Consider the following 24,676-nt stretch of genomic DNA (forward strand, 5'->3'; position numbering starts at 1 on the left):
CTTTCCGCTAGCCAGCGTCGTAAGACCACTTGAGAAAAATCAAGCGTCACCATAGTCTCCTTATACTCAGCCGTGACTTAGGTTATCATTTCCAGAATTGCAAATTAGCAACGCCTGGAGGAGTTTGATGAAAAACAAAGTCATTGATGAAGTCAGCGGTGCGATTCACGAAACCGGGGAACTATTCAAACAAAGTGGGCCGCTACCAAAAGGATCGGGACTGGCCAGCGGCGTACTGGCGCTAACACTGGCGATATTGTCGTTGCTGGGCGTGGCCGCCTTCCACTACCCGCAATATCTGCCCACACCAGAACTGCGACGCGCCTACTCGCCGGACGTGATACGTCACGTCCTATTTGCTGCGCTGGTGTTGTCCGGTTCAATTAGCCTGCTTAATGTGCTATTCAAGCGCAAGATTCGCCTCAACGCGGTCGCCGGCGCGCTGGTGTTGGTCAGCGTGGCAGCCGGTGGCTCCCACGTGCCCGTCGCCGACTTTCCCGACCATACACCCTACATAGGCTTGGACTGGTTCATCCTCGACCTGCTTGGCTCCACCATCATTTTCGCCGCCCTGGAAAAGATCTTCCCACTCTACAAAGGCCAGCTCATGTTCCGAAAAGAATGGCAGACGGACATGGTGCATTTCGCAGTCAACCACTTCATAGTAGGCTTGGCGCTGCTGACGGTGAACTTCGTTATCCACCGCCTGTTCCGCTGGATGCTCAACGAGAGTGTGCACGATGCGGTGCAGGCCATTCCATTCCTGCCGCAGCTTCTGCTGTGCATACTGGTCGCGGATCTGGTGCAATATTGGTTCCATCGCAGTTATCACGAGGTACCGTTCCTGTGGCGGTTTCATGTAGTACATCATTCAGCCAAGACCATGGACTGGCTGGCCGGTTCGCGCCAGCACATGCTCGAGCTGATCTTTACTCGCGTGGGCGTGCTGGGAGGACTGTACGTGCTGGGCTTTGATAAAAGCGTGATGGACGTCTACATCATCATTGTCGGATTCCCGGCGGTGTTCAACCACGCCAATGTCCATCTGCCGTGGGGGCCGTTGCGGTATTTGATCGTCACGCCGGACTTCCATCATTGGCATCACTCCTCGGACGACATCGCAATCGACCGCAACTACGCGGCGCACTATGCTTTCCTGGACCACCTGTTCGGTACTGCCATCAAGGACCAAAAAGGTTTTCCAGAAAAGTATGGCGTGCAAGGCGACTACGTGCCGGATGGTTTCTTGAAGCAGCTGAGGTTTCCGTTCTATTCGCAAAAATAGCTGTCAAGTGCCGCAATTGATCTTCCAGGGAACGCCGAAGCGATCCGTCACAATCGCGTAGCACGGCGACCAAAAGGTTTTCTGCGGCGCGAGCACTACCTGCCCGGCGGTTTGCAGCGCGTTGAAGAACAAGCTGACCTTGTCCGCCGAATCAACGCCCATCAGGACATAGAACCCTGCCGGCTTCGCATACCTGTCGGCATCGACATCAGCACCAGCCAGCTCGACACCGTCGATGCAGATGTTTGCATGAACAATTTTCTCACTGTGCGATTCAGACTTCGCAGGAATCGGCGAGTCCTTCACCTTCAACATGGTCCCGATTCGTCCACCGAGATGTTCCGCGTAGAAGCGGAACGCCTCCTCGCATTGTCCGTTGAAATCGATATGGAATGACAAGCTCATCTGAAGTAACTCCCTTTAGCGAATTGCGTCAACTTCGAAACGTCTTATTTAGGCAAGACCCGATCATTCATCACCGCCGTGATTAGGCGTCAGAGCCTCGTTGGTTAGAATTGCCATTACCGAACAAAAAGGGCTAAATGGCCCTCGCAAGAAATGTACTAATTTTTTAAATGTGACTAAGTTCTGCCGCTCCGACTATGACAACAGGCTGTTCATACTGTACGACCGCTGTGTCATATGGTCCGATATGTACGGATTCGAGCTGCACAGGATACTGCCAATGTCCCCCGCCAGAGCCCCCACCACCAGAAGTATCACCCAGTCCAGTACCGACTGTGGTTCCTGTCCCTCCTCCGGGAGTGCCACCATGTTCGCCACCACCACCCGCACCGCTGCCAGTACCTCCACCAGTAGTGGATCCAGGCGCTCCGGTGGGTCCGCCTGCAATTGAAACAATAGTGCTATTCGAAGTGTACGGGCTTCCTACAATAGGGTTGCCGTTAACGTCAATTGCTTGCCAGTATCCTCCGCCAGAATGCGCTGTGGGATTGTTAATTACAACGTAGGGATTAAATGCATATACAGCGCTATAGGAAGGCCTAATGACTTCACCTAAAGAAATGGCTGCTTGTGTTTCAAAGTTTGTTGCAGAAAATTCCGCATATAATGGATTGCCAGTATGTGCATAAAGCCAATGACTTATTTCATGAAACAGACCTAATGCGGCAGACTGTGCGCCTACTTGTCCGTTCGCCTGGACCACATTTAATGCCGACGTAGGATCCCAAGAGATAGTATTTGTACCCGGATTATAGCTATCATTCCCATTGTAGACGAAATTAATATTCAAATCTGTAGTAACAAGTGCATTGAGAACTTGCCCCATGCCATCATACTTCGATAGATAAAGCATTGCCTCTGAGTAAAGCTGCTGTTGGAATACACTTGCTCCGGCACCACCATTGAACGTAACAGTCATTTTTCTCTCTAGAAATTAGTTATTTATGTTCCACACACCATTTGGCGGATTTTTTCTCAACCGAATCATCTAAGATCCATTCCCTAAGACCTACTAACAAACCACCTTGAGCTAAAAATGGCATGTTGCTACCTCTGCTCCCATCATTGGCTACGCCATAGATTTCCTCATTTTTATTTACCACATCGCTGAAAACATATCTTATTTTAAATCCGCTCTTTAAATTAAAATAGATGATATTACGCAAATAGAATTTTCCTACTTTTTTTTCATCATATTTTATATTGTTTTTTACAATACTAATTACTGCACTAATTCTTTTTTCATTCTCAGTATAATTACATCCAAATTCCAATAACTTATTTTCTGTCAGAGGGGCTCTTGTCATCAATCCAGGTGGAGTAATAACAATAGTGGTACTTGCCACTTCAGAGGCATCAGGAATCAACATAGAGATATCATTGCGCTGCTCATCAGCCACAGCATTTTCAAATGACAATCCTCCCGCCACACAAAAAGCTACAACTGATATTTTTTTGACTAGCATATGAGCTCACACGGGTAATAAAAATAATTCATTAATTGATATTAGCATTTGAACACTTGCAAAATGTGTCAGATTGTTTCTAAAACAATTCATTACACTATGCTACAAAATGTCACCTCGGACCACCATGCACAAATAAACGGGGTCCTAAAACGCAAAAACCCAGCCGGGTTAGGGCTGGGTTCTTGGCATGCTACTGTATTCTGGCTCCCCGACCTGGACTCGAACCAGGGACCTGCGGATTAACAGTCCGTCGCTCTACCAACTGAGCTATCAGGGAAAAGAGGCCGTACTATATACGGCCCGTTTTCAGCTGTCTAGGCTGAATGACGATTTTTTTAGAAACCGCCGCGGAATTGCACGCCAAACTGGCGCGGCTCGTTGACGAAGCCGGTCAGGTTGTTGAAGTCAATGCCACCGATGAGACGCTCGGTGTTGGTGATGTTACGTGCAAAGCCGGCCACTTCGTACTTGCCGCCATCCCAGTTGTAACCCACGCGCAGACCACCTTCCACCAGGTTCTTGCCGGTGAATTCCTTCGACTCGTACAGGAAGAAGTTGATCTTGCTGCGGTACGACCAGTCGGTCAGCACGAACAGGTTGCCATCGGCCAGCGGCCAGTTGTAGCGCGCGGTGGCGTTGACGATGTACTTGGCAGCCTGCGGCAGCGGGTTGCCGTTGATCGAGACCAGACCGTTGGCGCCGATCGGATCGGTGATCGTGCACTGCGCGCATTTCGCCACGTACAGGCTCGGATCCTTGATCTCGGTGAAGTTGTACGAACCGCTCAGGCTGACCTTGAAGTCCGGGGTCACGAAACCTTCGATCTCGCCTTCCAGGCCGCGACCGGCGGTCTTGGCAGCGTTGATCAGCTTGGTGACGTTGGAGTTACCGCCGACCACGGTCAGCTGCTGGTTCTTGACGTCGTAGTTGAACACGCTCAGCGACGCGCGGGCGCGGCGGTTGAACAGGTCGGCCTTGACGCCGGCTTCGAACGAGGTGATGGTTTCCGCATCGGCCACGGTGATCGGTACCGATGCCGACGCTGCGGCGATCGACGGTGCGCGGAAGCCGGTCGCTACGCGGCCGTAGGCGCTGACGTCCTTGTTGATCTTGTAGGTGCCGCTCAGGTCCCAGTTCGCCTTGTTCTTGCTCACGTCCACCGACTTCGGACCGATCTGGGTCACGTTCCACGATTCGACGGTGCGGAAGTCTTTTTCGTCGTGGGTGTAACGCACGCCGCCGCGCACGGTGAAGTCGCTCGACACGTCATAGGTCACCGAACCGAAGGCCGCGTAGGCGGTGTTGTTCTGGTGGCTCATCAGGTGCGAGGTCTGCAGCTGGGTGGTGCTGTCGAAGTTGTCGCTGGCGCCGTCGCCGCTTTCCTTGAAGTAGTACACGCCGGCCTGCCAGTTCAGCGGACCTGCGTTCTTCGATTCAACGCGGAATTCCTGGCTGTACTGCTTCAGCTCGGGAACGCTGCCTGCGGTTTGCACCTGGAAGGGAATGAAGCCCGGACCGGTCGGCGTGCCGCCGTCGATGTCGCCACGGGTGTAGTAGTTATCGATGGCTTCGTAGCCGGTGATCGAGAACAGCTTGACCGAGCCCAGGTCCCAGGTCAGGCGCGCGCCGGCGCCGTTGGTGCGCATGTTCTGGAAGTTCAGGCCGTTGGTGTTGATCTTGGTGAAGTCGTAGCCGTCAGCCAGGTCGTTGGTGCCCTTCTTGATGGCGTTGGCGCGGAACAGGCGCGCGCTGCCGTCGGTCGAGCGCGCGTGCACGTTGAACAGCGCGTTGAAGGTGGTGCTTGGCTTGTACAGGAACTGCACGCGCTCGGCGTGTTCGTTGTAGCCTTCCAGCGCATTGGTCTGCTTGGTGAAGGTGTTGTCGACGAAGTCGTCGCGGTGCTGGCGCAGGGTCGCCACGCGCATCGCCCACTCGCTCGACAGCGGCACGTTGACGGCGGCTTCGAGGTTGGTGGTGTTGTGGCTGGCCCACGACAGGCTGTAGTAGCCTTCGATTTTTTCCAGGCTCGGCTTGACCGATTCAAACTTGACCACGCCGGCCGGGGTGTTGCGGCCGAACAGGGTGCCTTGCGGGCCGCGCAGTACTTCCACGCCGGCCACGTCGAAGACCGGGAAGCCTTTCAGGATGCCGTTTTCTTGCACTACGTCGTCATAGATCAGCGACACGGGCTGCGAAGCGAAGGTCGAGAAGTCGGTGTTGCCGTAGCCGCGGATGTAGAAGCGCGGGAAGGTACGGCCGTTCGACGATTCCACGTTCAGCGAAGGCACTTTGCCCGCCAGGAAGCGGATGTCCTGGCCGCCGGACAGCAGCACGTCCAGTTTCTCATTGTTGAGCATGGTCACGGAGACCGGCACATCCTTGATGTTTTCCGCGCGGCGCTGGGCGGTCACGGTCACGGTTTCCAGCTGCGGTTCAGTGGCGGTTTGTGCCAGGGCGGTACCGATAGGCATAACGGCGCTCAGCGCCAGCAGGCGCTTGTGCATCTTCGACAGTTTGATCATTCAATTTCCCGATTTAAATGTAGTGCAAAGAGTTAAAAACAGTTGTCTCCTGCTTTCTCTTTTATTGTCACCACCCGCTCATCTGTCGTGACCGTGGTAGCGCGTGGCGGCCGGTTGGCGCACGCGGTAGCTAGCAATATTGCACTGACTTTTTTGAAAGGCGATATTCTCATTGATTGATACCATGTATTGCAAGCTGAATATAAGCCAAACTACATTAACGGTTGGAAATTCGGTTAAGCCTATGTAAGAACTGAATAATCAGTGGCTTAGGCGCGTCGCCCCTCCCCGCCCGGCCATGGTGAAGGCAAGCTTGTCGGGACGGCATCGGGCCCAAGGGGGAGTTGGCAATTGTAGGAAAATTGCCACAAATGCAGCACGGCCAGCGCGAGGCTGGCCGTGTGGGGAGGAAGCGCGCGGGCCTTACATGCCCAGCGATTTCAGCAGTTCGTCGGCGTCGCTGTCGTCGGACGAGACGCTGGACGAGCCGCCGCCACCGGAGCGGTGGGCGTCGCGTTGCTGGTCGAGCAAGGCGTCCGGATCGTCGATTTCGCTGGCGTCGAAGTCATGCAGGCGGATGAACTCGGTGCGGTCGATGGCCAGTTCCAGGTAGAACACATTGCTGGTTTCGGTGTAGAAGCTGACGCGGCGCATTTCCGGGCGGTCCAGCGGCGTATCGACGCTCAGCACGATCTGCTTGTTCAGCACCAGCATCTTCGGCTGGTTCTGGGTGATGTTGGTTTGCAACTCGCGGCGGATCTTGCCGGTGAAGTCGCCGACGATCTGGTTCATCAGTTCACCGAGGATGTTGGACACTTCGTCCGAGGTGTGCGAGCTGGCCAGTTCCGACTTCGGCATGCCCATGTGCAGCATGTAGCGCTCGTAGATCTCCATTGCCGTCTCGGCGGCGAAGTTCAGCACCACCAGGCCGGTAAAGCCGCCATCGAACAGCACGAAGCAGCCGATGTCGGGCTTCAGGCCGATCTTGGTGATACGCTGGACCATGCCCGAATAATGCACCTTGCTTTGCGTTGCCACGTTCAACACCCGGGTGACCGAGTTGCACAGACTCACCAACAAATCTTCGGTGCCGTAGACAACTGCTTCGTTTTCGCCGCTCATAATTCCTACCTCTACTCGATTTCTAAAGATGAAAGCCTGTTTCCCCGGTCAAAATTCTTGTCCAAGAAATATGGTTCAGAATACCGAGTGGCAAGATTCCCGTCCATAGGATTTGAGGATTTGTGTGAGATTTCGGTGCAAAATGCGCATCCGTGCGTCAGGCCAGGGAATTCCAAACGCCGCCGCTGAAGATATGTCGCTTGACGCCCCCGGCTGGAAACGTGACAATCAAATGATTGCGCTATCCATTTAATAAAAAATTTGATGGTAATACCATCGAAAGAGGCCGGAGACATGATGAACCAAACCCTACCCAACGCCACGGGCAAGCTTCCCCGTCTGGAAAAGATCGGCTACAGCCTGGGCGACCTCGCCGCCAATCTGATCTTCCAGACCCTGCTCACCTTCATCGCCTTTTTCTACACCGACGTCTACAAGATTCCGGCCAACGCCGCCGCCACCATCATCTTCATCGGCGGCCTGACGGGCGCCTGCTTCAACCCCATCATGGGCCTGATCGCCGACCGCACCGCCACCCGCTGGGGCAAGTTCCGCCCGTGGCTGCTGTGGACCGCCGTCCCGTTCGGCCTGATCGCCATCCTGGCCTTCAGCACGCCGGACCTGGGCGACAACGGCAAGATCATCTACGCCACCCTGACCTACCTGGCGCTGCTGCTGATCTACTCGGCCAACAACCTGCCCTACTCGGCACTGAGCGGCGTGCTCACCGGCAGCATGCAGGAACGTAACAGCCTGTCGGCCTACCGCTTCGTCGCCGTGATGGTGGCCCAGCTGATCATCCAGGTGCTGCTGCTGCCGCTGGTGCTGATTCTCGGCGGCGGCGACAAGGTGGTCGGCTTCCGCAACACCATGATGCTGTTCGCCTTCGCCGGCACCATCTGCTTCCTGATCGCCTTCGCCACCACGCGCGAACGCATCGTGCCGACCGCCGAGCAGCGCTCCAGCATCGGCCAGGACTTGCTCGACCTGATGCGCAACAAGCCGTGGGTGGTGATGCTGCTGCTGACCATCATGGTGTTCATCACGCTGGCCCTCAAGGGCGGCCTGTACATCTACTATTTCAAGAACTACCTGAGCGAAGCGGCGCTGGCCGTGTTCCTCAAGGACATCGGCTTCATCGGCTTTATCGAGCACCTGAACGCCGCGCTCAACAGCGTCGGCCTGACCAAGTTCCAGTGGCCGGAAGATCCCGCCACCTCGGCCTTCAGCCTGTTCAACGGCGCCGGCATCATCTGCATGATCATCGGCATCGGTTTCTCCAAGTCGCTGGCCGACCGCTTCGGCAAGCGCGACGTGTATGGCGCGGCGCTGCTGGTGTCCACCCTGTTCATGCTGGTGTTCTACATGTTCTCGCCGTCGTCGATCGGCCTGGTGTTCGGCGCGCAAATCCTGCACGGCTTCTTCTACGGCATCACCATCCCGCTGCTGTGGGCCATGATCGCCGACGTCGCCGACTACTCGGAATGGAAAAACAACCGCCGCGCCACCGCGCTGCTGTTCTCGGCCATGATCTTCGGCCTCAAGGCCGGCCTCAGCATCGGCGGCGCCATGGTTGCCGCGCTGCTGGCGGGCTATGGCTACGATGGCGCCCAGACCGTGCAGCCGCAAACGGTGGCGGACGGCATCCGCGTCTCGATCAGTCTGTACGCCTCGCTGCCGTTCCTGGTCGGCGTGGGCCTGCTGTACTTCTACGAAATCAACAAAACGGCCGAACGCACGATCGAACTGGATCTGCACGCACGCCGCGCTCAACCCACCGCATAAGGCCACATCATGTCCGAACAACTGACGCCAGCCGAACAACAAGCCCTGCTGCGCGCCATCTCGCAGCCGCTGGTTTCGCATATCTACACGGCCGATCCGTCGGCCCACGTGTTCAACGGCAAGCTCTACATCTATCCATCGCACGACATTGAAGCGGGCATCCCCTTCAACGACAACGGCGACCACTTCGGCATGGAGGATTACCACGTGCTGTCGATGGACAACCCGGACGGCGCCACCACCGACCACGGCGTCGCCCTGCACATCAAGGACGTGCCTTGGGCCGAGCGCCAGATGTGGGCGCCGGACGCCGCCGTCAAGGACGGCAAGTACTACCTGTATTTCCCGGCCAAGCGCGCGGACGGCATCTTCCAGATCGGCGTGGCCGTGGGCGAGCAGCCGCAAGGCCCGTTCACGCCGGAGCCGACCGCCATCGAGGGCAGCTATTCGATCGATCCTGCGGTGTTTGAAGACCAGGGTGAGCACTATATGTACTTCGGCGGCATCTGGGGCGGCCAGTTGCAGAAGTACCGCGACAACACCTACGCCGCCGGCAATGAAGAGCCGGCCGACGACCAGCCGGCGCTGGGCGCGCGCGTCGCGCGCCTGACGGCAGACATGAAAGGTTTTGCCGAGACGCCGCGCGAAGTGGTGATCCTGGACGAAAACGGCCAGCCGCTGCTGGCCGGCGACCACGACCGCCGCTACTTCGAAGGCCCGTGGATGCACAAGTACCAGGGCAAGTACTACTTCTCCTACTCGACCGGCGACACCCACTTCCTGTGCTACGCGGTGGGCGACAATCCCTACGGCCCGTTCACCTATCAGGGCCAGATCCTGACGCCGGTGATCGGCTGGACCACCCACCACTCGATCGTGGAATTCGAAGGCCGCTGGTTCCTGTACTACCACGACAGCAGCCTGTCGCAAGGCATCACCCACCTGCGCTCGGTGAAGGTGACGGAATTGTTCTACGACGAAAACGGCGGCATCAAGACCATCGATCCATACGGCAAGTAAGAAGATCAGGCCGGCGGCAGGTCCGGAGCGGGCGGCGCCACGCGCGGCAGGCGCAGGGTGAAACATGCGCCCTGCCCCGGCTCGCTGTCGACCCGCACGCTGCCGTGCAAGGCGGTGGTGACCTGGTTGTACACAACGTGCAATCCCAAGCCGCTGCCGCCCTGCCCCAGCCGCGTAGTGAAGAATGGATCGAAGACACGCGCCAGGTTGGCCGGCGGAATGCCGACACCATCATCGCTGACACGCACCTCCACCCAGTCATCCCCCTGCAGCCGCGCCGTGATGCGGATCTGCCCCTGCCATCCGTCCGGGAAGGCATGCACCAGCCCATTGTTGACCAGATTCAGCAGCGCTTGCTCCAGTGGCCCCGGATAGCTATCCAGAACGATCCCATCCGGCACATCGCAATGCACCTGATGTCCGCTCTTGCGTATCACATTGCCCAGCGTCGCCAGCGCGTCGCCGAAGGTCTGCTTCAAATCGAATTGCCGCCGGCGGGTGCTGGACTGGTCCACCGCCACCTGCTTGAAGCTGTCCACCAACTCGGCCGCCCGTCCCAGGCAATGCAGCAGGATATCGGCGCCCTGCGCTATGCCGTCGATAAAATCGAGCATGCGCTTGCGTGTCACGCCGGCTTCCAGCTCCTTGGCGATGCTCTCGGCGTTGCCTTTGAGCGTGCTGGCCGCCATCAGGCCGTTGCCGATCGGGGTGTTGAGCTCATGCGCCACGCCCGCCACCAGATTGCCCAGCGCCGACATCTTCTCGGCACGCAGCAATTCGCCCTGCATCGCGTTGACTTGGTCGAGCGCGGCCCTCAGCTCCGCATTGCTTTGCGACAGCGCCTGGTTGGCGCTGGACAGGCTGGCATTGCTGACGATCAGCTTCTGCTGCTGTTCGATGATCCTGAAGTCCGCCTCGATGGAACGCTTGATTTCCCATAGCAACTCGACATAGCGCTGCTGGTACTCGCGCTTTTTGCTATCGAGCACGCAGATGGTGCCGAACACCTCGTCATCCGGCCACACCAGCGGCACCCCGAGATAGGAAATCATGTCCAGCGCAACGTCGGGATTGCTTTCCCAGTGCGCATCCTCAAGTGCATGCGGCACTTCAAGCAAGGAGCGCGTGGCCATCACCGTTTCGCAGTACAAGCCGGTGTTCAGGTTGGCTTTCTCGCCTTCCTCATAGGGATTGCCCGGCGTGTGACTGGCGACCAGCACCTCGATCTGCTGCGGCCAAACGCGCATGATCAACCCGGCCGGCACATCGAAGATGCCCGCCATTACATTGGTGGTTTGCTGCCACTTGCGCAAGAACTCATCGGGAACGATATGCTGCTGGCCCATCTCGGCACTCTCCATGATGCGGAAGCACCAATGTTAGGCCTATTTAGGCAACATTTGTGGAATATTACGGCCGAAAAACAAAAAACCCAACCTGTTTAGGGCTGGGTTCTTGGCATGCTACTGTATTCTGGCTCCCCGACCTGGACTCGAACCAGGGACCTGCGGATTAACAGTCCGTCGCTCTACCAACTGAGCTATCAGGGAATTGAGGCCAGAATTATAACGGCCCAATTCGCTTTTTACTAGTGTTGCGAGCAATTTTTTTCATGCCGGCTTTTTGCAATCGACCACGAAAATAAAAAAAGCCAGTGAGTGATCACTGGCTTTTTTTCAATTCTGGCTCCCCGACCTGGACTCGAACCAGGGACCTGCGGATTAACAGTCCGTCGCTCTACCAACTGAGCTATCAGGGATTAGAGGCAACATTTTATACTGTTTCTTTCGTACCGGCAAGGTGCGATTTACTGCGGTATTTCATGCTGCCTTTCGTATCAAGCTTTACAGCTCAACGCGAAGAAACAAGAGTTTAGAGCACTTCAGCGATGGCGTCAATAACGATATCGATATTGCGCGAGTTCAACGCGGCCACGCAGATGCGGCCGGTGTCGACGGCGTAGATCGATTTCGCGCGCAGTTGCTCCACTTGCGCCTTGCTCAGGCCCGAGTACGAGAACATGCCGACCTGGTCGCGCACGAAGGCGAAATCATGGCCCTTGGCTTGCAGCTTGACCACGAAGTCTTCGCGCATGGCCTTGATGCGCACGCGCATCGCCGCCAGTTCGTCTTCCCACATCTGGCGCAGTTCAGGCGTGGTCAGCACGGTCGCCACGACCTTGCCGCCGTGTACCGGCGGGTTGGAGTAGTTGGTGCGCACCACGCGCTTCAGTTGCGACATCAGGCGGGCCGCCTCTTCCGAGGTGGCGGCCACCACGCTCAGCGCGCCCACGCGCTCGCCGTACAGCGAGAACGATTTCGAGAACGAGTTCGACACCAGTAGCGGACCGCCGGCTGCGGCGAAGCGACGCACCACGGCGCCGTCTTCGTCGATGCCCGCGCCGAAGCCTTGGTAGGCCATATCCAGGAACGGCACCAGGCCGCCGGCGGTAACGGCGGCGATCACTTCATCCCACTGGGCCGAGGTCAGGTCGGCGCCGGTCGGGTTGTGGCAGCAAGCGTGCAGCAGCACGATGGCGCCGCGCGGCATGGCCTTGATGTCGGCGATCATGCCGGCGAAATTCACGCCGTGAGTGGCCGAATCGAAGTAGGCGTAGTTGTTGACTTTGAAACCGGCGCTCTCGAACAGGGCGCGGTGGTTTTCCCAGCTTGGGTCGCTGATGTAGACGTCCGAATCCGGCGCAAAGCGCTTCAGGAAGTCGGCGCCGATTTTCAGTGCGCCGGTGCCGCCGATGGCTTGCACGGTGACTGCGCGCCTCTCTTGCAAAACAGCGCTGTCGGCGCCAAATACCAGCTCTTGCACCGCCTTGTCGTAGGCAGCCAGGCCTTCGATCGGCAGGTAGGTGCGCGGGGCCGGCGTGGCGATCAGGATTTCTTCCGCTTTCTGTACGCACGATAGCAGCGGCACTTTACCGTTGTCGTCATAATAAACGCCTACACCCAGATTAATCTTCTGAGGATTCTGGTCGGCGTTAAAGGCTTCGGTAATACCCAGGATAGGGTCGCGTGGTGCCATGTCGATGGCGCTGAACAAGCTAGGATTCGTCATGATAAGATTGGATTCGATTGGAAGCGGTTCGCAGCAGAGATGTATAGACAGCGCCCTTAAAATAACCACTTCAGGCCGCTGGCAGGCCATTATTCTAACAAAGGTCTGAGCAAGATGGCTGAATTACCTGTAGCAGATACTCCCAACGCAACCGTGGTGACGTTCCCGGATTCGCCGTTCAAATTACACCAGCCCTTCCCGCCCGCCGGCGACCAGCCGGCCGCGATCGACCAGCTGTGCGAAGGCATCGACGACGGCCTGTTCTTCCAGACGCTGCTGGGCGTCACCGGTTCCGGCAAGACCTACACCATGGCCAACGTGATCGCCCGCAAGGGCCGTCCGGCCATCGTGTTCGCGCCGAACAAAACGCTGGCCGCGCAGCTGTATTCGGAGTTCCGTGAATTCTTCCCGGAGAACGCGGTCGAATACTTCGTCTCCTACTACGACTACTACCAACCGGAAGCCTACGTGCCGCAGCGCGACCTGTTCATTGAAAAGGATTCGTCCATCAATGAGCACATCGAGCAGATGCGCCTGTCGTGCACCAAGTCGCTGATGGAGCGACGCGACGTGGTGATCGTGGCGACCGTGTCGGCCATCTACGGTATCGGTAACCCCAACGAATACCACCAGATGATTCTGACCTTGCGTGCCAAGGACCGCGTCTCGCAGCGCGACATCATCGCGCGCCTGATCCAGATGCAATACACGCGCAACGAAGTGGACTTCGGGCGCGGCACCTTCCGCGTGCGCGGCGATACGCTCGACATCTTCCCGGCCGAGAATGCGGACCTCGCGGTGCGCCTCGACCTGTTCGGCGACGAGCTGGAATCGATCCAGCTGTTCGATCCGCTGACCGGGCGCGTGAAGCAAAAGATCCCGCGCTTCACCGTCTATCCAGGCTCGCACTACGTCACGCCGCGTTCGACCGTGCTGCGCGCGATCGAGACCATCAAGCTGGAACTGCGCGAGCGGCTGGAGTTCTTCCGCAAGGAGAACAAGCTGATTGAAGAACAGCGCCTCGAACAACGCACCCGATTCGACCTGGAGATGATGGCGGAAATCGGCTTCACCAAGGGCATCGAAAACTACTCGCGCCACCTGAGCGGCGCCAAGGCCGGCGAACCGCCGCCGACGCTGGTGGACTACCTGCCGAAGGACGCGCTGATGTTCCTCGACGAGTCGCACGTGCTGGTGGGCCAGCTCAGCGCCATGTACAACGGCGACCGTTCGCGCAAGACCAACCTGGTGGACTACGGCTTCCGCCTGCCGTCGGCGCTGGACAACCGCCCGTTGAAGTTCGAGGAATTCGAGAACAAGATGCGGCAGACGATCTTCGTCTCCGCCACGCCGGCGGACTACGAAAAAACCCACGCCGACCAGGTGGTGGAACAGGTGGTGCGCCCGACCGGCCTGGTGGACCCGCTGGTGATCGTGCGCCCGGCCCTGTCGCAGGTGGACGACCTGATGTCCGAGATCACCGACCGCGTAGCCAAGAACGAGCGCGTGCTGGTGACCACGCTGACCAAGCGCATGTCCGAGCAGTTGACCGAATACCTGAGCGACCATGGCATCAAGGTGCGCTACCTGCACAGCGATATCGAAACCGTGGAGCGCGTGGAGCTGCTGCGCGACCTGCGTATCGGCACCTTTGATGTGCTAGTCGGGATCAACCTGCTGCGCGAGGGCTTGGACTTGCCGGAGGTATCGCTGGTGGCGATCCTGGACGCGGACAAGGAAGGCTTCCTGCGCTCCGAGCGCTCGCTGATCCAGACCATCGGCCGCGCGGCGCGTAACCTGAACGGTGTGGCGCTGCTGTACGCGGACCGCATGACCGACTCGATGGAGCGCGCCATCGGCGAGACGGAACGCCGACGCGCCAAGCAGATCGCCTTCAACGAAGCGAACGGCATCGTGCCGCGCGGCGTGAAGAAGATCATCAAGGACATGATCGACGGCGTCTACAGCGAGAAGTCGGCCAGGGAAGTGCTGGAGGTGGCGCAGGAAACGGCCAAGTACGAATCGATGAGCGAGAAGCAGATCAGCAAGGAAATCAAGCGCCTGGAGAAAGCCATGCTCGATCACGCGAAAAATCTGGAATTCGAAAAAGCGGCGCAGGTACGCGACCAGCTGCATCATTTGAAGCAGCAGCTGTTCGGCGCACCAGGCGGCGACAACATCGCCTAAAACCGTAAAACCGGGGTCAGTTCTGCCAATCGGACACGAGCCCTGCCGTAGCGTGCGCTACGGCAGGGCTCGTGTCCGATTGGCAGAACTGACCCCGGTTTTAACGAACGAAGCTGCTCAAGGCATCGAGCAGTTGCGGGGCGACCGGAAGGTCCGGGCTGCCGTAGGATTTCTGCTGGAGCGCCTGGTCGTCGCCGACGATTTTCAGCAGGTGGTTCATGCCTTCCACGATCACCAGCTTCGCCTTCGGCGCGGCCGCCGACAGCGCTTGCGCTTCGTCTTGCGATACCTGGAGGTCCGAGGTGCCCTGCAGGATCAGCACCGGCATTTTGAGCGCCGCGATCGCCGCGCGCGGGTCGTGGCGGAAAGTGGAGATCAGGTAGGGCTGCACGTCCGGACGATATAACACCATCAGCGGCGGCGATACCTTGTCGACCGTCTTGCCTTGCTTGAGCTCCACCAGTATCTGCTCGCTTTCCGCCATAAACGCCGGCGGCAGCTTGTCCTTCAATTGCTCGCGCAGGATTTCGTCCAGCGGATGGCCCGCGCCGGCGATCAGCACGCAGGCATCCGCCCCGCCCTGCGCACAGGCTTCGGCGGCGATCTGTGCGCCTTCGCTGTGCCCAGCCATGACCACGCGCGAGAAACGTCCGTCGGCGCGCAGCTTGCGCAGCCAGGCGGCGGCGTCGCCGATGTAGTCGTCCAGGCGCAGGTCCTGCTCTTTCCACACCGGCAGCGCGCTGGAGCCGATGGCGCGCTTGTCGTAACGCACCGAGGCGATGCCCTGCCGCGCCAGTCCCTCCGCCACCATGCGCAGCGAGTCGTTGGGACCCGGCAGCAGCGTGCTGTTGCCGTCGCGGTCGGTCGGGCCGGAGCCGGAGTGCAGCAGCACCACCGGCACCTTGCCGCTGACGCCGTCCGGCGTCAGCTCGGTGCCGTACACCGTGCCGCCGCCGACGTCCAGCGAGACCGGCCGCTGCGCGGCCAACGCCGAGGCGGACAACATCATCAAAGACAGCAGGAACTTGATACGCATACTTTTCTCCATTATTGAGGAAGACGTTTGTACAGCAGCAGCGAGTAGCCGCTCGCCACCGGCGCCCACGCCAGCATCAGCGCCAACAGCAGCCAGTGCGGCGCGCCCAGCCATACCGCACACAGGCCCAGCACGCCGGTGCCGACCATCAGCTTGCCCGCAAGCCGGTGCGTGGCGCGCCATACGCTTTCGCTGGCCAGGGTCCACGGCGTGCGGATGCCGAGGAAGAAGTTGCGGCGCACCTTGCCCATCGGGTTGCCCATCAGGATCAGCATCATGAAGATCAGGGCCGGCACCACAAGCGCCATCTCGATCCGCACGCCCAGCGCGGTTCCCAGCACCACCAGTTCGATGATCGCCATCAGCGCGATCGGCAGCGCCATCAGATAGCCGTAGGTCGCACCGGAGGCCTGCACCTCAAACTGTTTCGGCGAGAGCCAGGGCAGCACGATCGCCAGCAGCAGCAAGGCGCTCATGCAGACCGGGCCGAGCAGCCACAGGTGCCAGCGCGCGCCGTAGCCGTCGACCTGGCCGGCGGCGTTCCAGTGGATCGGCAGCGATTCCGGCAACGCCGGATAGTAATACGCGGTGATGGCCGTCATGGCCAGGATCATCAGGATGCACAGCAATAAGGCGCGTGGCTTCATTTCTTCCTCCCTTGGTTGGCGTCGCCGGCCAGATCCATCATCCAGGCCAGCACGTCTTGCAGCACGGTGGTGTTCAGGCCGTACCAGATGGTTTGCCCTTCGCGCCGGCGCGTGATCAAGTCCGCTTCGGCCAGCACCGCGAAGTGGTGCGACATGGTCGGCTTGCTCATGTCGAAGCGCTGCGCCAGGTCGCCGGCCGTCATCTCGCCGCCGCGCAGCAGCCGCAGGATTTCGCGCCGCGCCGGATCGGCGATGGCTTTGAAGGCGCTGTTTTCCGCACTCATTAGACACCCATCTAATTAGACCTTCATCTAACTATAAAAGCAAAAAAGGCAGGCGTCAAGCGCCTGCCCTGCTCTTTTACAGCGACTTTACGAACTCGCGTATGCCGCCCAGCAGCATCTCCACCGACATCGCCGTCAGGATCAGGCCCATCAGCCGCTCAAAGGCCGTCATCACCTGCGGGCCGAGCACTTTCTGCAGCTTTTCGGCGCTGAGGAACACCGCCAGCCACACCACGCCCACCGCCGCCAGCGCCGCCACGTGCACCAGCACCTCGCCGGTGCTTTCGCGCGAGAACAGCAGCACCGTGGCCAGCGCCGACGGGCCGGCCAGGGCCGGGATCGCCAGCGGCACGATGAAGGGCTCGCCGCCGTCGGTACGGCCCAGCACACCGTCGGGATGCGGGAAGATCATGCGGATCGAGATCAGCAGCAGGATCACGGCGCCGCCGATGCGCAGCGCCACTTCCGACAGGTGCAGCGCGCTCAGGAAGTGCCGGCCGAAGAACATAAAGATCAGCAGCAGCACGAAGGCGATCGCGCACTCGCGGATGACGATGCGCGGACGACGCGCCGGCGGCACGGGGTTGAGCACGCTGGCGAACAGCGGCACGTTGCCGAACGGATCGGTCACCAGCAGCAGCAGGATGAAGGTCTGGAAGAAGTCCTGGGTCATGTAGTCTCGAAGGTCAAATGAAAAACGGGAGCCTCAGCTCCCGTTCGAGTGTACCACCAGACTCGGCTTATGCCGATTTGCGGCGGCGGGCGACCACGCCCATCAGACCCAGACCGGCCAGCAGCATGGCGTAGGTTTCCGGCTCAGGCACGGCCGTTACCTCGTAGGTGTAGGTGACTTTGGCGTAGGTATCGATCTCAGTCGGGATCGAGTTCTTTTGATTGCCGTTTGGCAGCGTGCCCCACGAGGAGGTGGCACCCGACACGTCGGCCACCAGCGCACCGGCGCCCGAGAACGCACTCAGGATATCGTTGTCGGTGTAGACAACCGACTGATAACCGTTGGCGGAGAAGCCCACCGAGGCGCCCGACAGGCCGGCATAGTTGGGCACGCCGTCATATTTGCCCAGGTCGATCAGCTGGCTGACCGCCTTGTCCGCGGTCAGGCTGCTGCCTGGCAGCACGGTCAGCGTTACGCTCGAACCAACCCACTGGGTGTACTTCAGCGCCGACGTGGTGCTGAGGTTTTCCACATTGATGGTGCCGGTAAAGTCGGTGAACAGTTCGACCTTGACCGATTTGAGCACGCCCAGGGCGGTGTTGAACTTGGTCAGATCCAGCGTGGTGGCGCCGTCATCGAAGCTTTCCAGGTCAGTCACCGTGACGCTCTGGAGCGTCGGAGTGGTGTGGGTGGTGACGATAGGGGTCGCATTTGCATTCAACGCGAAAGCCACCGAGGCGCCGGCCAACAGCATTTGAGTAGATTTTTTCATTTTATATTCCGCAGTAAGAGTCGAGTCGGTGATTCAAGCTTGTGCCGAACGCGATTTGCGTTTGGCGGCAAAGGCGACCACACCCATGCCCAGCAGCAGCATGCCGTAGGTTTCCGGCTCAGGCACTGGTGCGGCGGTGTAGCTGTACGAAATGTATGCGGTGGCGCTGCCGCTGGTCTGCTTCAGGATATCGATGTTGGTGACGTTGTTTTCCACCGAAAAAGCGTTCAGGCTCAGTGGCGACAGCAGCGTGTCGGTTGCATTGCCCTTGAACAGCGAGAAGTAAGCCGCATCAATGGTCAGCACGCTCGACGACAGCGCTGCGGTGCCGCTAACGGTTTGGGTTTCGTTCTTCGCCATTTGCTGGTTGAAGTGCACGGTCGTGGCCGACGGGGTCGAAAGCGAACCGGCCACGCCTGGCAGGGTTGCCGCCAGGCCGGCGGTGATGCTGACGTCCGGGGTTTTCTTGGCCTTGTTATTGGTCAACGTCAGCGTGGTGGTGGCGGAACCCTCGATCCAGAAGGTGATCGCGTCCAGCTGACCCAGCGAGGTGTCGAATTTGTTCAGGATCAGGTCGTAGGTGACGTCCGAGGTGGAAATCGGGGTGCTGGCGCTGAAGGTCTGGACCGCCGCCGACGAGACGCCGGCAGCAACGCTGGCAACAACAAACAGCAGCGACGATGCGATGGTTTTAAGTTTCATTTGAACTCCCAAGAATATTTAATGTGTACTGTAAGGTGCGTCGTGCTGCTTGACCGTACGCCTGGATAACTTAAGTCTATCTTAACACAGATGTTCGAATAGAATTTGTTTTATTGCATCACAAAAGAAAATATTGCAACGAATATTACTATTAGGAAACTATGTGTTGTGCAGGACAAACGGAAATAAAAAAAGCGGCCCGCAGGCCGCTTTCATAGGGGAAAAACGCTAAGCAACCCTTACGCGTTCGCCTCACCTTTTTTGATCCAGGCCGCCAATTGATGCGGGCGCAGGCCGTCGTAGTCTTCGAACGGCTGATGGATCCATGGGTTGTGCGGCAGTTCTTCCATCTGGTAGTCCGGACGGAAGGCCGAGCTGCCCTTGGTCCAGATCACCGCCGATTTCACCTCGGTCACGCCGTCGAAGTTGTCCTTCAGGTGCTGCATGACCTTGATCAGGGTGACGCCGGAATCGGCCAGGTCGTCGACCAGCAGGATCTTGCCGCTCAGCGGGCCCTTGGTCATCGTCATGTACTTGGCGATGTCCAGGTCGCCCTGGGTGGTGCCCTTGTCTTCGCGGTACGAGCTGGTCGACAGGATCGCCAGCGGCACGTCGAAGATGCGCGAGAACACGTCGCCCGGACGCACGCCGCCGCGCGCCAGGCACAGCACCATGTCGAACTTCCAGCCCGATTCATGCACCTTGAGCGCCAGGCGCTCGATCAAGCGATGGTACTCGTCCCAGGATACCCAGAGGTGTTTTTCGTTGGATTGTGGGTTGCTCATAAAATTCCTTATTACGCGAACGGGTGACGCAGCACGATCGTTTCTTCACGATCCGGACCGGTCGATACCATGTCGATCGGCACGCCGACCAGTTCTTCGATACGCTTGATGTAGTTGCGGGCGGCAACCGGCAGGGCTTCCATGGTCTTGGCGCCCACGGTGCTGTCTTTCCAGCCCGGCATTTCTTCGTACACCGGCACGCAACGGGCGGCTTCTTCGGCGCCCGACGGGAAGATATCGACCGCTTCGCCGTCGATGGTGTAGCCGGTGCACAGCTTCAGCGATTCCAGGCCGTCCAGCACGTCCAGCTTGGTCAGGCACATGCCGGTCACGCCGTTGATCTGGACCGAGCGGCGCAGCAGCGCGGCGTCGAACCAGCCGCAGCGGCGGGCGCGGCCCGTCACGGTGCCGAACTCGTGGCCGACTTGCGCCAGGTGGTGGCCTACGCCGGCATCGGTCGGCAGTTCCGAAGGGAACGGACCGGAACCCACGCGGGTGGTGTAGGCCTTGGTGATGCCCATGATGTAGTGCAGCATGTTCGGGCCGACGCCGGCGCCGGCGGCGGCATTGCCGGCCACGCAGTTCGACGAGGTCACGAACGGATAGGTGCCGTGGTCGACGTCCAGCAGCGAACCCTGGGCGCCTTCGAACAGCAGGTTGGCGCCGGCCTTGTGGGCTTTGTACAGCGCGCTCGAGACGTCGGTCACCATAGGACGCAGGCGCGGCACATAGGCCAGCGCGTCGTCCAGGGTCTTCTGGTAATCCACCTTCGGCGCTTTGAGATAGTTCTCCAGCACGAAGTTATGGTAGTCCAGGTTTTCCTTCAGCTTTTCAGCCAGGCGGTTTTCGTTCAGCAGGTCGGCGATACGGATGGCGCGACGCGCCACTTTGTCTTCGTAGGCCGGGCCGATGCCCTTGCCGGTGGTGCCGATCTTGGCTTCGCCACGGGCCGCTTCGCGGGCCAGGTCGAGTGCCGAGTGGTATGGCAGGATCACAGGCGCTGCGTCCGACACTTTCAGGCGCGAGGCGACTTCGACGCCCACGGCTTCCAGCTTGTCGATTTCGCGCAGCACGTCCGGCACCGACACCACCACACCGTTACCGATGTAGCAGGCCACGCCCGGGCGCATGATGCCCGACGGGATCAGTTGCAGCGCAGTTTTCACGCCGCCGATAACCAACGTGTGGCCGGCGTTGTGGCCGCCCTGGAAGCGCACCACGCCTTGAGCGTGGTCGGTCAGCCAGTCGACGATTTTGCCTTTACCTTCATCGCCCCATTGGGTACCGATGACGACGACGTTTTTTGCGTTTTTGTTTGACATCACATTAACCTAAGTTTTTAAGAATCCAGTTACTACCATTCTCTTCAAGCACCAGCGCGCGATCGCACTCGAACTCGTCCAGTTCGTGGCTGTGACCCGGCATACTCTGGATCACCACTTCGCCGGACTTGCGCAGCTCGGCGATTTTTTCCTTCAATTCCGGCGCGTTGCCCCACGGTGCGCGGATCGAATGCTTGCGTTCCGCGGTTGGCAACAAGCGCGCCAGTTCGCGCAGGTCGAGCGAGAATCCGGTGGCGGGACGCGCCCGGCCGAAGGCCTCGCCTACGTGATCGTAGCGGCCGCCGCGCGCAACCGCGTTCGGCAAGCCTGGTACATACAGCGCGAACATCGCGCCGCTTTCATATTGATAACCGCGCAGGTCGGCCAGGTCGATCAGCACTTGCGCGCGACCGATGGCCGAGGCCGCCAGCGCCGCCAGTTCGGCCAGCGCCTTGGCGATGCCCGGCAGGTCCGGCAGCACTTCGCGCGCCTTGCCCAGCACGTCGATGTCGCCGTACAGGCTCGGCAAGGCCAGCAAGGCGTCGCGCACCAGCGGCGCGTAATCCTTGGTCAACGCCTGCAAATCCGGCACATCCTTGGCGCGCAGCGCAGCATGGATTTTAGCCTGATCGCGTAAGGCGGCCGGGCATTGTTCCAGCAGCGCGCGCAGCACGCCGACATGGGTCAGGTCCAGCCGCACTTCGGTGAAACCGGCCAAAGCCAGCGAGGCCAATGCCAGTTCCTGGATTTCCGCGTCGGCTTCCAGGCCGGCGTGGCCGTACATTTCGCAACCGATCTGCAGCGGCTCGCGGGTGGCGTGCAGGCCCGATGGACGGGTATGCAGCACGCTGCCGGCGTAGCACAGGCGCGTGACCGAGGTGCGATTCAGCAGGTGGGCGTCGATGCGCGCCACTTGCGTGGTCATGTCCGGACGCAGGCCCAGCATGCGGCCCGACAGCTGGTCCACCAGCTTGAAGGTGCGCAGGTCGGTGTCTTCGCCGGCGCCGGTCAGCAGCGATTCCAGGTACTCCAGCAACGGCGGCATGACCAGCTCGTAACCGTAGAGGCGGAAATTATCCAGCATCAGACGGCGCAGCTCTTCGATCTTGCGCGCTTCCGACGGCAGAACGTCGGCGATATTTTCAGGCAGCAGCCAATTCGGCATGGGACTATTTAATTAAGAAATGAACAATGCGGCGCACGCGCCGCGGCCGCCTAACTGGAAGGCCGAACCTGATATTTTACGCGAAAATGCGTCTACAGAGGGGAAAAAGATGCGATCGAGGCGCCTCGTGAGCGCCTCGATGCGGGGTCCCGCTATTACTTCTTGGCTGGAGCCGGTGCGGCGCCGCCGCTGCCCGAGCCTTTGAAGTACTTGAAGAAGTCCGAGCTGGAGTCCATCACCATCACGTCGCCGTGGTTCTTGAAGGTGGCGCGATAGGCTTCCAGGCTGCGATAGAACTTGTAGAACTCAGGGTTCTTGCCAAAGGCGTCGGCGTAGATGGCCGAGGCTTTCGCATCGCCCTCGCCGCGAATCTGCTCGGCGTCGCGATAGGCTTCGGCCAGGATCACGGCGCGCTGGCGGTCGGCGTCGGCGCGGATCTTTTCAGATTCCGCCGAGCCGGTCGAACGCAGTTCGTTGGCCACACGCATACGCTCGGCCTTCATGCGGTCGTACACCGAGTTGTTGATTTGCTCGACGTATTCCACACGTTTCAGGCGCACGTCGATGATCTCGACGCCGATCTGCGCGGCTTCCTGGACCACCTTGGTACGGATACCTTCCATCACCTTGCCGCGCTGGCCGGAGATCACTTCGGCCACGGTGCGGCGGGTGATTTCTTCGTTCAGCGCCGCCTTGATGATCTGCGACATGCGGTCGCGCGCGCGGCCTTCGTCGCCGCCGAAGGTGACGTAGTACAGCTTGGGCTGGGCTTCGCCGCGGCCGATGCGCCACTTGACGAAGCTGTCGACCAGGATATTCATCTTCTCGGCGGTGATGAAGCGCTCGGCATCAGGCGACTCGATGGTCATGATGCGGTTATCGAGCAGCAGCACGTTCTGGAACGGCGGCGGTAGTTTGAAATGCAGGCCCGGCTCGCGGATCACTTCCTTGATCTGGCCCAGTGCGAACACGATCGCGTACTTGCGCTGGTCGACCACGAACACGGTCGACGACAGCAGCATCAGCGCGATGAACGCGAGAACGACGGTACTAGCTATGCGATTCATTAACGGCTCTCCCGGTCACGTGAGTTGGAATCGCGCGAGCGCGCATCGCGCGTGCGATTCACTTCCACCGATGGCATCAATTCCGATGGCATCGTGGTGGTGGCGGCCGGCAGACCCGATTGCGCGGCGCGTGCAGCGGTGGCCTGGGCATCGGTTGCCGCCGCCTGGGCGATCAGCTTATCAAGCGGCAGATACAGCAGATTGCTGCCGCTCTTGGCGTCGACCATGACCTTGGAGGCGCTGGAGAAGATCTGCTGCATGGTTTCCAGGTACAGGCGGTCGCGGGTCACGCCCGGCGCCTTCTGGTACTCCACCAGCACTTGCTTGAAGCGCGAAGCGTTACCGGTGGCGTTTTCCACCACCATCGAGCGATAGCCCTCGGCTTCCTGCATCAGGCGCGACGCGGTGCCGCGCGCTTTTGGAATCACGTCGTTGGCGTAGGCCTGGCCTTCGTTCTTTTGACGTTCCAGATCCTGACCTGCCTTGACCGCATCGTCGAAGGCGATCTGCACCTGCTCCGGCGGCTGCACCGCCTGCAGGGTCACGCTGGAAACCAGCACGCCGGAAGCGTAGCGGTCCAGGATCTGCTGCATCAGCTGCTGGGTTTCAAAAGCGACCTTGTCGCGGCCTTCGTACAGCACGAAGTCCATCTTGTTCTTGCCGACGATTTCGCGGATCGAAGTTTCAGCCACCTGACGCACGGTGTCTTCCTCGTCGCGGTTGTTCATCAGCCAGGCCACCGGGTCTTTCAGCTTGAACTGCACGGCGAACTGGATGTCGATGATGTTCTCATCATCGGTCAGCATCAGCGATTCGCGCGCCTGCTTGTTCTTGATGTTGCCGCGATAGCCGATTTCCACCATGCGCATCTGCGATACTTTGACCGTTTCGTCGCTCTGGAACGGATACGGCCAGCGCCAGTTGAAACCGGAGCCGGTGGTGTGGCTGACTTTACCGAAGGTGTAGACCACGCCGGTCTGGCCTTCCTGCACGATGAACGAGCCGCTGGCGAGCCAGATCAGCGCCACCACCACGCCGATGGCGCCGGCCGTGGCGCGCATGCCGCCGGTGATGTCGGGGCGATTGCCGCCGTCGCCGCCGTTGTCGCCGCCGTTGTTATTGTTGGGACGCTTCTGACCGAACAAGCCGTTCAGGCGCTGATTGAAATCGCGCCACAGCTGTTCCATGTCGGGCGGGCCCTCGCCCGGCTTCTTGTTCTCGTTGGCTTGCGGCTTGTTGTCCTTCCCCCAGCGGGGGTCGTTCAGCGACAGCTTCAAGCCAAGTCGTTTCATAATTGAG

22 protein-coding genes and 3 tRNA genes are annotated in these 24,676 nt (G+C 59.5%); 4 read left to right on the forward strand and 21 right to left on the reverse strand.

Annotated features, from left to right (window positions below; all coding sequences use genetic code 11):
* The first annotated feature begins 127 nt into the window (after positions 1–127).
* The gene (locus ACXZ1M_RS04460) at positions 128–1,285 is read left to right on the forward strand and encodes a sterol desaturase family protein (RefSeq protein ID WP_459051993.1); all 1,158 of its coding nucleotides are present in this window, start codon (positions 128–130) and stop codon (positions 1,283–1,285) included.
* Between the two features lie 3 nt (positions 1,286–1,288).
* Here the strand turns inward: ACXZ1M_RS04460 and ACXZ1M_RS04465 are convergent, their stop codons facing one another.
* The 6 genes from ACXZ1M_RS04465 to ACXZ1M_RS04490 all read right to left on the reverse strand — a co-directional run bounded on the left by ACXZ1M_RS04465 (position 1,289) and on the right by ACXZ1M_RS04490 (position 6,863).
* Complete coding sequence (locus ACXZ1M_RS04465) at positions 1,289–1,690, reverse strand: VOC family protein (RefSeq protein WP_459051994.1); 402 nt, start codon at positions 1,688–1,690, stop codon at positions 1,289–1,291.
* Positions 1,691–1,856: 166 nt separating this feature from the next.
* A complete protein-coding gene (locus tag ACXZ1M_RS04470) occupies positions 1,857–2,669 on the reverse strand; it encodes a hypothetical protein (protein ID WP_459051995.1) in 813 nt (270 codons plus the stop codon).
* A gap of 19 nt (positions 2,670–2,688) precedes the next feature.
* A complete protein-coding gene (locus ACXZ1M_RS04475; RefSeq protein ID WP_459051996.1) occupies positions 2,689–3,216 on the reverse strand; it encodes a hypothetical protein in 528 nt (175 codons plus the stop codon).
* 204 nt (positions 3,217–3,420) lie between these two features.
* A tRNA-Asn gene (locus ACXZ1M_RS04480) sits at positions 3,421–3,496 on the reverse strand.
* Between the two features lie 58 nt (positions 3,497–3,554).
* Positions 3,555–5,741, reverse strand: coding sequence for a TonB-dependent receptor (locus ACXZ1M_RS04485; protein ID WP_459051997.1), 2,187 nt, complete (start codon positions 5,739–5,741; stop codon positions 3,555–3,557).
* Positions 5,742–6,164: 423 nt separating this feature from the next.
* Positions 6,165–6,863 (reverse strand): DUF3334 family protein, encoded by a 699-nt coding sequence (locus ACXZ1M_RS04490; protein WP_459051998.1) that lies wholly within the window; start codon positions 6,861–6,863, stop codon positions 6,165–6,167.
* Positions 6,864–7,157: 294 nt separating this feature from the next.
* Here ACXZ1M_RS04490 and ACXZ1M_RS04495 point away from each other — a divergent pair, with 294 nt between their 5' ends.
* The gene (locus tag ACXZ1M_RS04495) at positions 7,158–8,648 is read left to right on the forward strand and encodes an MFS transporter (RefSeq protein ID WP_459051999.1); all 1,491 of its coding nucleotides are present in this window, start codon (positions 7,158–7,160) and stop codon (positions 8,646–8,648) included.
* A gap of 9 nt (positions 8,649–8,657) precedes the next feature.
* Positions 8,658–9,668: a glycoside hydrolase family 43 protein gene (locus tag ACXZ1M_RS04500; protein ID WP_459052000.1), complete on the forward strand. Its 1,011-nt coding sequence runs from the start codon at positions 8,658–8,660 to the stop codon at positions 9,666–9,668.
* 5 nt (positions 9,669–9,673) lie between these two features.
* Here ACXZ1M_RS04500 and ACXZ1M_RS04505 read toward each other — a convergent pair whose 3' ends face one another.
* From ACXZ1M_RS04505 to ACXZ1M_RS04520, 4 genes are all read right to left on the reverse strand, one after another.
* Positions 9,674–11,014, reverse strand: coding sequence for an ATP-binding protein (locus ACXZ1M_RS04505; protein ID WP_459052001.1), 1,341 nt, complete (start codon positions 11,012–11,014; stop codon positions 9,674–9,676).
* Positions 11,015–11,142: 128 nt separating this feature from the next.
* A tRNA-Asn gene (locus ACXZ1M_RS04510) sits at positions 11,143–11,218 on the reverse strand.
* 133 nt (positions 11,219–11,351) lie between these two features.
* Positions 11,352–11,427, reverse strand: a tRNA-Asn gene (locus ACXZ1M_RS04515).
* Between the two features lie 113 nt (positions 11,428–11,540).
* Positions 11,541–12,737 (reverse strand): amino acid aminotransferase, encoded by a 1,197-nt coding sequence (locus ACXZ1M_RS04520; RefSeq protein ID WP_459052002.1) that lies wholly within the window; start codon positions 12,735–12,737, stop codon positions 11,541–11,543.
* A 114-nt stretch (positions 12,738–12,851) separates the two neighbouring features.
* On the opposite strand from ACXZ1M_RS04520, the gene uvrB reads away from it, so the two are divergent.
* A complete protein-coding gene (gene uvrB / locus ACXZ1M_RS04525; protein ID WP_459052003.1) occupies positions 12,852–14,924 on the forward strand; it encodes an excinuclease ABC subunit UvrB in 2,073 nt (690 codons plus the stop codon).
* Positions 14,925–15,024: 100 nt separating this feature from the next.
* Here uvrB and ACXZ1M_RS04530 read toward each other — a convergent pair whose 3' ends face one another.
* From ACXZ1M_RS04530 to hflK, 11 genes are all read right to left on the reverse strand, one after another.
* Positions 15,025–15,960, reverse strand: coding sequence for an alpha/beta hydrolase (locus ACXZ1M_RS04530; protein WP_459052004.1), 936 nt, complete (start codon positions 15,958–15,960; stop codon positions 15,025–15,027).
* 11 nt (positions 15,961–15,971) lie between these two features.
* On the reverse strand, positions 15,972–16,607 hold the full coding sequence (locus ACXZ1M_RS04535; protein WP_459052005.1) for an SdpI family protein: 636 nt from the start codon (positions 16,605–16,607) through the stop codon (positions 15,972–15,974).
* Positions 16,604–16,891: an autorepressor SdpR family transcription factor gene (locus tag ACXZ1M_RS04540; protein ID WP_459052006.1), complete on the reverse strand. Its 288-nt coding sequence runs from the start codon at positions 16,889–16,891 to the stop codon at positions 16,604–16,606. Before ACXZ1M_RS04540 ends, ACXZ1M_RS04535 begins: the two co-directional genes overlap by 4 nt.
* A gap of 76 nt (positions 16,892–16,967) precedes the next feature.
* Complete coding sequence (locus ACXZ1M_RS04545; RefSeq protein WP_373988131.1) at positions 16,968–17,564, reverse strand: MarC family protein; 597 nt, start codon at positions 17,562–17,564, stop codon at positions 16,968–16,970.
* Between the two features lie 67 nt (positions 17,565–17,631).
* Positions 17,632–18,336, reverse strand: coding sequence for a choice-of-anchor E domain-containing protein (locus ACXZ1M_RS04550; protein WP_459052007.1), 705 nt, complete (start codon positions 18,334–18,336; stop codon positions 17,632–17,634).
* 33 nt (positions 18,337–18,369) lie between these two features.
* Positions 18,370–19,038: a choice-of-anchor E domain-containing protein gene (locus ACXZ1M_RS04555; protein ID WP_459052008.1), complete on the reverse strand. Its 669-nt coding sequence runs from the start codon at positions 19,036–19,038 to the stop codon at positions 18,370–18,372.
* A gap of 239 nt (positions 19,039–19,277) precedes the next feature.
* Positions 19,278–19,823, reverse strand: a complete 546-nt coding sequence (locus ACXZ1M_RS04560; protein ID WP_459052009.1) for a phosphoribosyltransferase — start codon at positions 19,821–19,823, stop codon at positions 19,278–19,280.
* 11 nt (positions 19,824–19,834) lie between these two features.
* Entirely contained in the window at positions 19,835–21,145 is a 1,311-nt protein-coding gene (locus ACXZ1M_RS04565; RefSeq protein WP_459052010.1) for an adenylosuccinate synthase, read from the reverse strand.
* Between the two features lie 4 nt (positions 21,146–21,149).
* The gene (locus ACXZ1M_RS04570) at positions 21,150–22,310 is read right to left on the reverse strand and encodes an ATP phosphoribosyltransferase regulatory subunit (protein WP_459052011.1); all 1,161 of its coding nucleotides are present in this window, start codon (positions 22,308–22,310) and stop codon (positions 21,150–21,152) included.
* Between the two features lie 155 nt (positions 22,311–22,465).
* The gene (gene hflC, locus ACXZ1M_RS04575; RefSeq protein ID WP_459052012.1) at positions 22,466–23,377 is read right to left on the reverse strand and encodes a protease modulator HflC; all 912 of its coding nucleotides are present in this window, start codon (positions 23,375–23,377) and stop codon (positions 22,466–22,468) included.
* Positions 23,377–24,669 (reverse strand): FtsH protease activity modulator HflK, encoded by a 1,293-nt coding sequence (gene hflK, locus ACXZ1M_RS04580; RefSeq protein ID WP_459052013.1) that lies wholly within the window; start codon positions 24,667–24,669, stop codon positions 23,377–23,379. The genes hflC and hflK overlap by 1 nt, the downstream gene beginning before the upstream one ends.
* Positions 24,670–24,676 lie beyond the last annotated feature (7 nt).

The organism is Duganella paludis (genome assembly GCF_054461335.1).

Excerpts from the sequence above, each read along its gene's own strand:
- uvrB (WP_459052003.1), top strand. The coding sequence starts at position 12,852 with ATGGCTGAATTACCTGTAGCAGATACTCCCAACGCAACCGTGGTGACG.
- ACXZ1M_RS04490 (WP_459051998.1), bottom strand. The coding sequence starts at position 6,863 with ATGAGCGGCGAAAACGAAGCAGTTGTCTACGGCACCGAAGATTTGTTG.
- ACXZ1M_RS04565 (WP_459052010.1), bottom strand. The coding sequence starts at position 21,145 with ATGTCAAACAAAAACGCAAAAAACGTCGTCGTCATCGGTACCCAATGG.
- ACXZ1M_RS04475 (WP_459051996.1), bottom strand. The coding sequence starts at position 3,216 with ATGCTAGTCAAAAAAATATCAGTTGTAGCTTTTTGTGTGGCGGGAGGA.
- ACXZ1M_RS04555 (WP_459052008.1), bottom strand. The coding sequence starts at position 19,038 with ATGAAACTTAAAACCATCGCATCGTCGCTGCTGTTTGTTGTTGCCAGC.
- ACXZ1M_RS04570 (WP_459052011.1), bottom strand. The coding sequence starts at position 22,310 with ATGCCGAATTGGCTGCTGCCTGAAAATATCGCCGACGTTCTGCCGTCG.
- ACXZ1M_RS04495 (WP_459051999.1), top strand. The coding sequence starts at position 7,158 with ATGATGAACCAAACCCTACCCAACGCCACGGGCAAGCTTCCCCGTCTG.
- ACXZ1M_RS04485 (WP_459051997.1), bottom strand. The coding sequence starts at position 5,741 with ATGATCAAACTGTCGAAGATGCACAAGCGCCTGCTGGCGCTGAGCGCC.
- ACXZ1M_RS04540 (WP_459052006.1), bottom strand. The coding sequence starts at position 16,891 with ATGAGTGCGGAAAACAGCGCCTTCAAAGCCATCGCCGATCCGGCGCGG.
- ACXZ1M_RS04460 (WP_459051993.1), top strand. The coding sequence starts at position 128 with ATGAAAAACAAAGTCATTGATGAAGTCAGCGGTGCGATTCACGAAACC.
- ACXZ1M_RS04530 (WP_459052004.1), bottom strand. The coding sequence starts at position 15,960 with ATGCGTATCAAGTTCCTGCTGTCTTTGATGATGTTGTCCGCCTCGGCG.
- ACXZ1M_RS04465 (WP_459051994.1), bottom strand. The coding sequence starts at position 1,690 with ATGAGCTTGTCATTCCATATCGATTTCAACGGACAATGCGAGGAGGCG.
- ACXZ1M_RS04560 (WP_459052009.1), bottom strand. The coding sequence starts at position 19,823 with ATGAGCAACCCACAATCCAACGAAAAACACCTCTGGGTATCCTGGGAC.
- hflK (WP_459052013.1), bottom strand. The coding sequence starts at position 24,669 with ATGAAACGACTTGGCTTGAAGCTGTCGCTGAACGACCCCCGCTGGGGG.
- ACXZ1M_RS04520 (WP_459052002.1), bottom strand. The coding sequence starts at position 12,737 with ATGACGAATCCTAGCTTGTTCAGCGCCATCGACATGGCACCACGCGAC.
- hflC (WP_459052012.1), bottom strand. The coding sequence starts at position 23,377 with ATGAATCGCATAGCTAGTACCGTCGTTCTCGCGTTCATCGCGCTGATG.
- ACXZ1M_RS04550 (WP_459052007.1), bottom strand. The coding sequence starts at position 18,336 with ATGAAAAAATCTACTCAAATGCTGTTGGCCGGCGCCTCGGTGGCTTTC.
- ACXZ1M_RS04500 (WP_459052000.1), top strand. The coding sequence starts at position 8,658 with ATGTCCGAACAACTGACGCCAGCCGAACAACAAGCCCTGCTGCGCGCC.
- ACXZ1M_RS04535 (WP_459052005.1), bottom strand. The coding sequence starts at position 16,607 with ATGAAGCCACGCGCCTTATTGCTGTGCATCCTGATGATCCTGGCCATG.
- ACXZ1M_RS04505 (WP_459052001.1), bottom strand. The coding sequence starts at position 11,014 with ATGGGCCAGCAGCATATCGTTCCCGATGAGTTCTTGCGCAAGTGGCAG.
- ACXZ1M_RS04470 (WP_459051995.1), bottom strand. The coding sequence starts at position 2,669 with ATGACTGTTACGTTCAATGGTGGTGCCGGAGCAAGTGTATTCCAACAG.
- ACXZ1M_RS04545 (WP_373988131.1), bottom strand. The coding sequence starts at position 17,564 with ATGACCCAGGACTTCTTCCAGACCTTCATCCTGCTGCTGCTGGTGACC.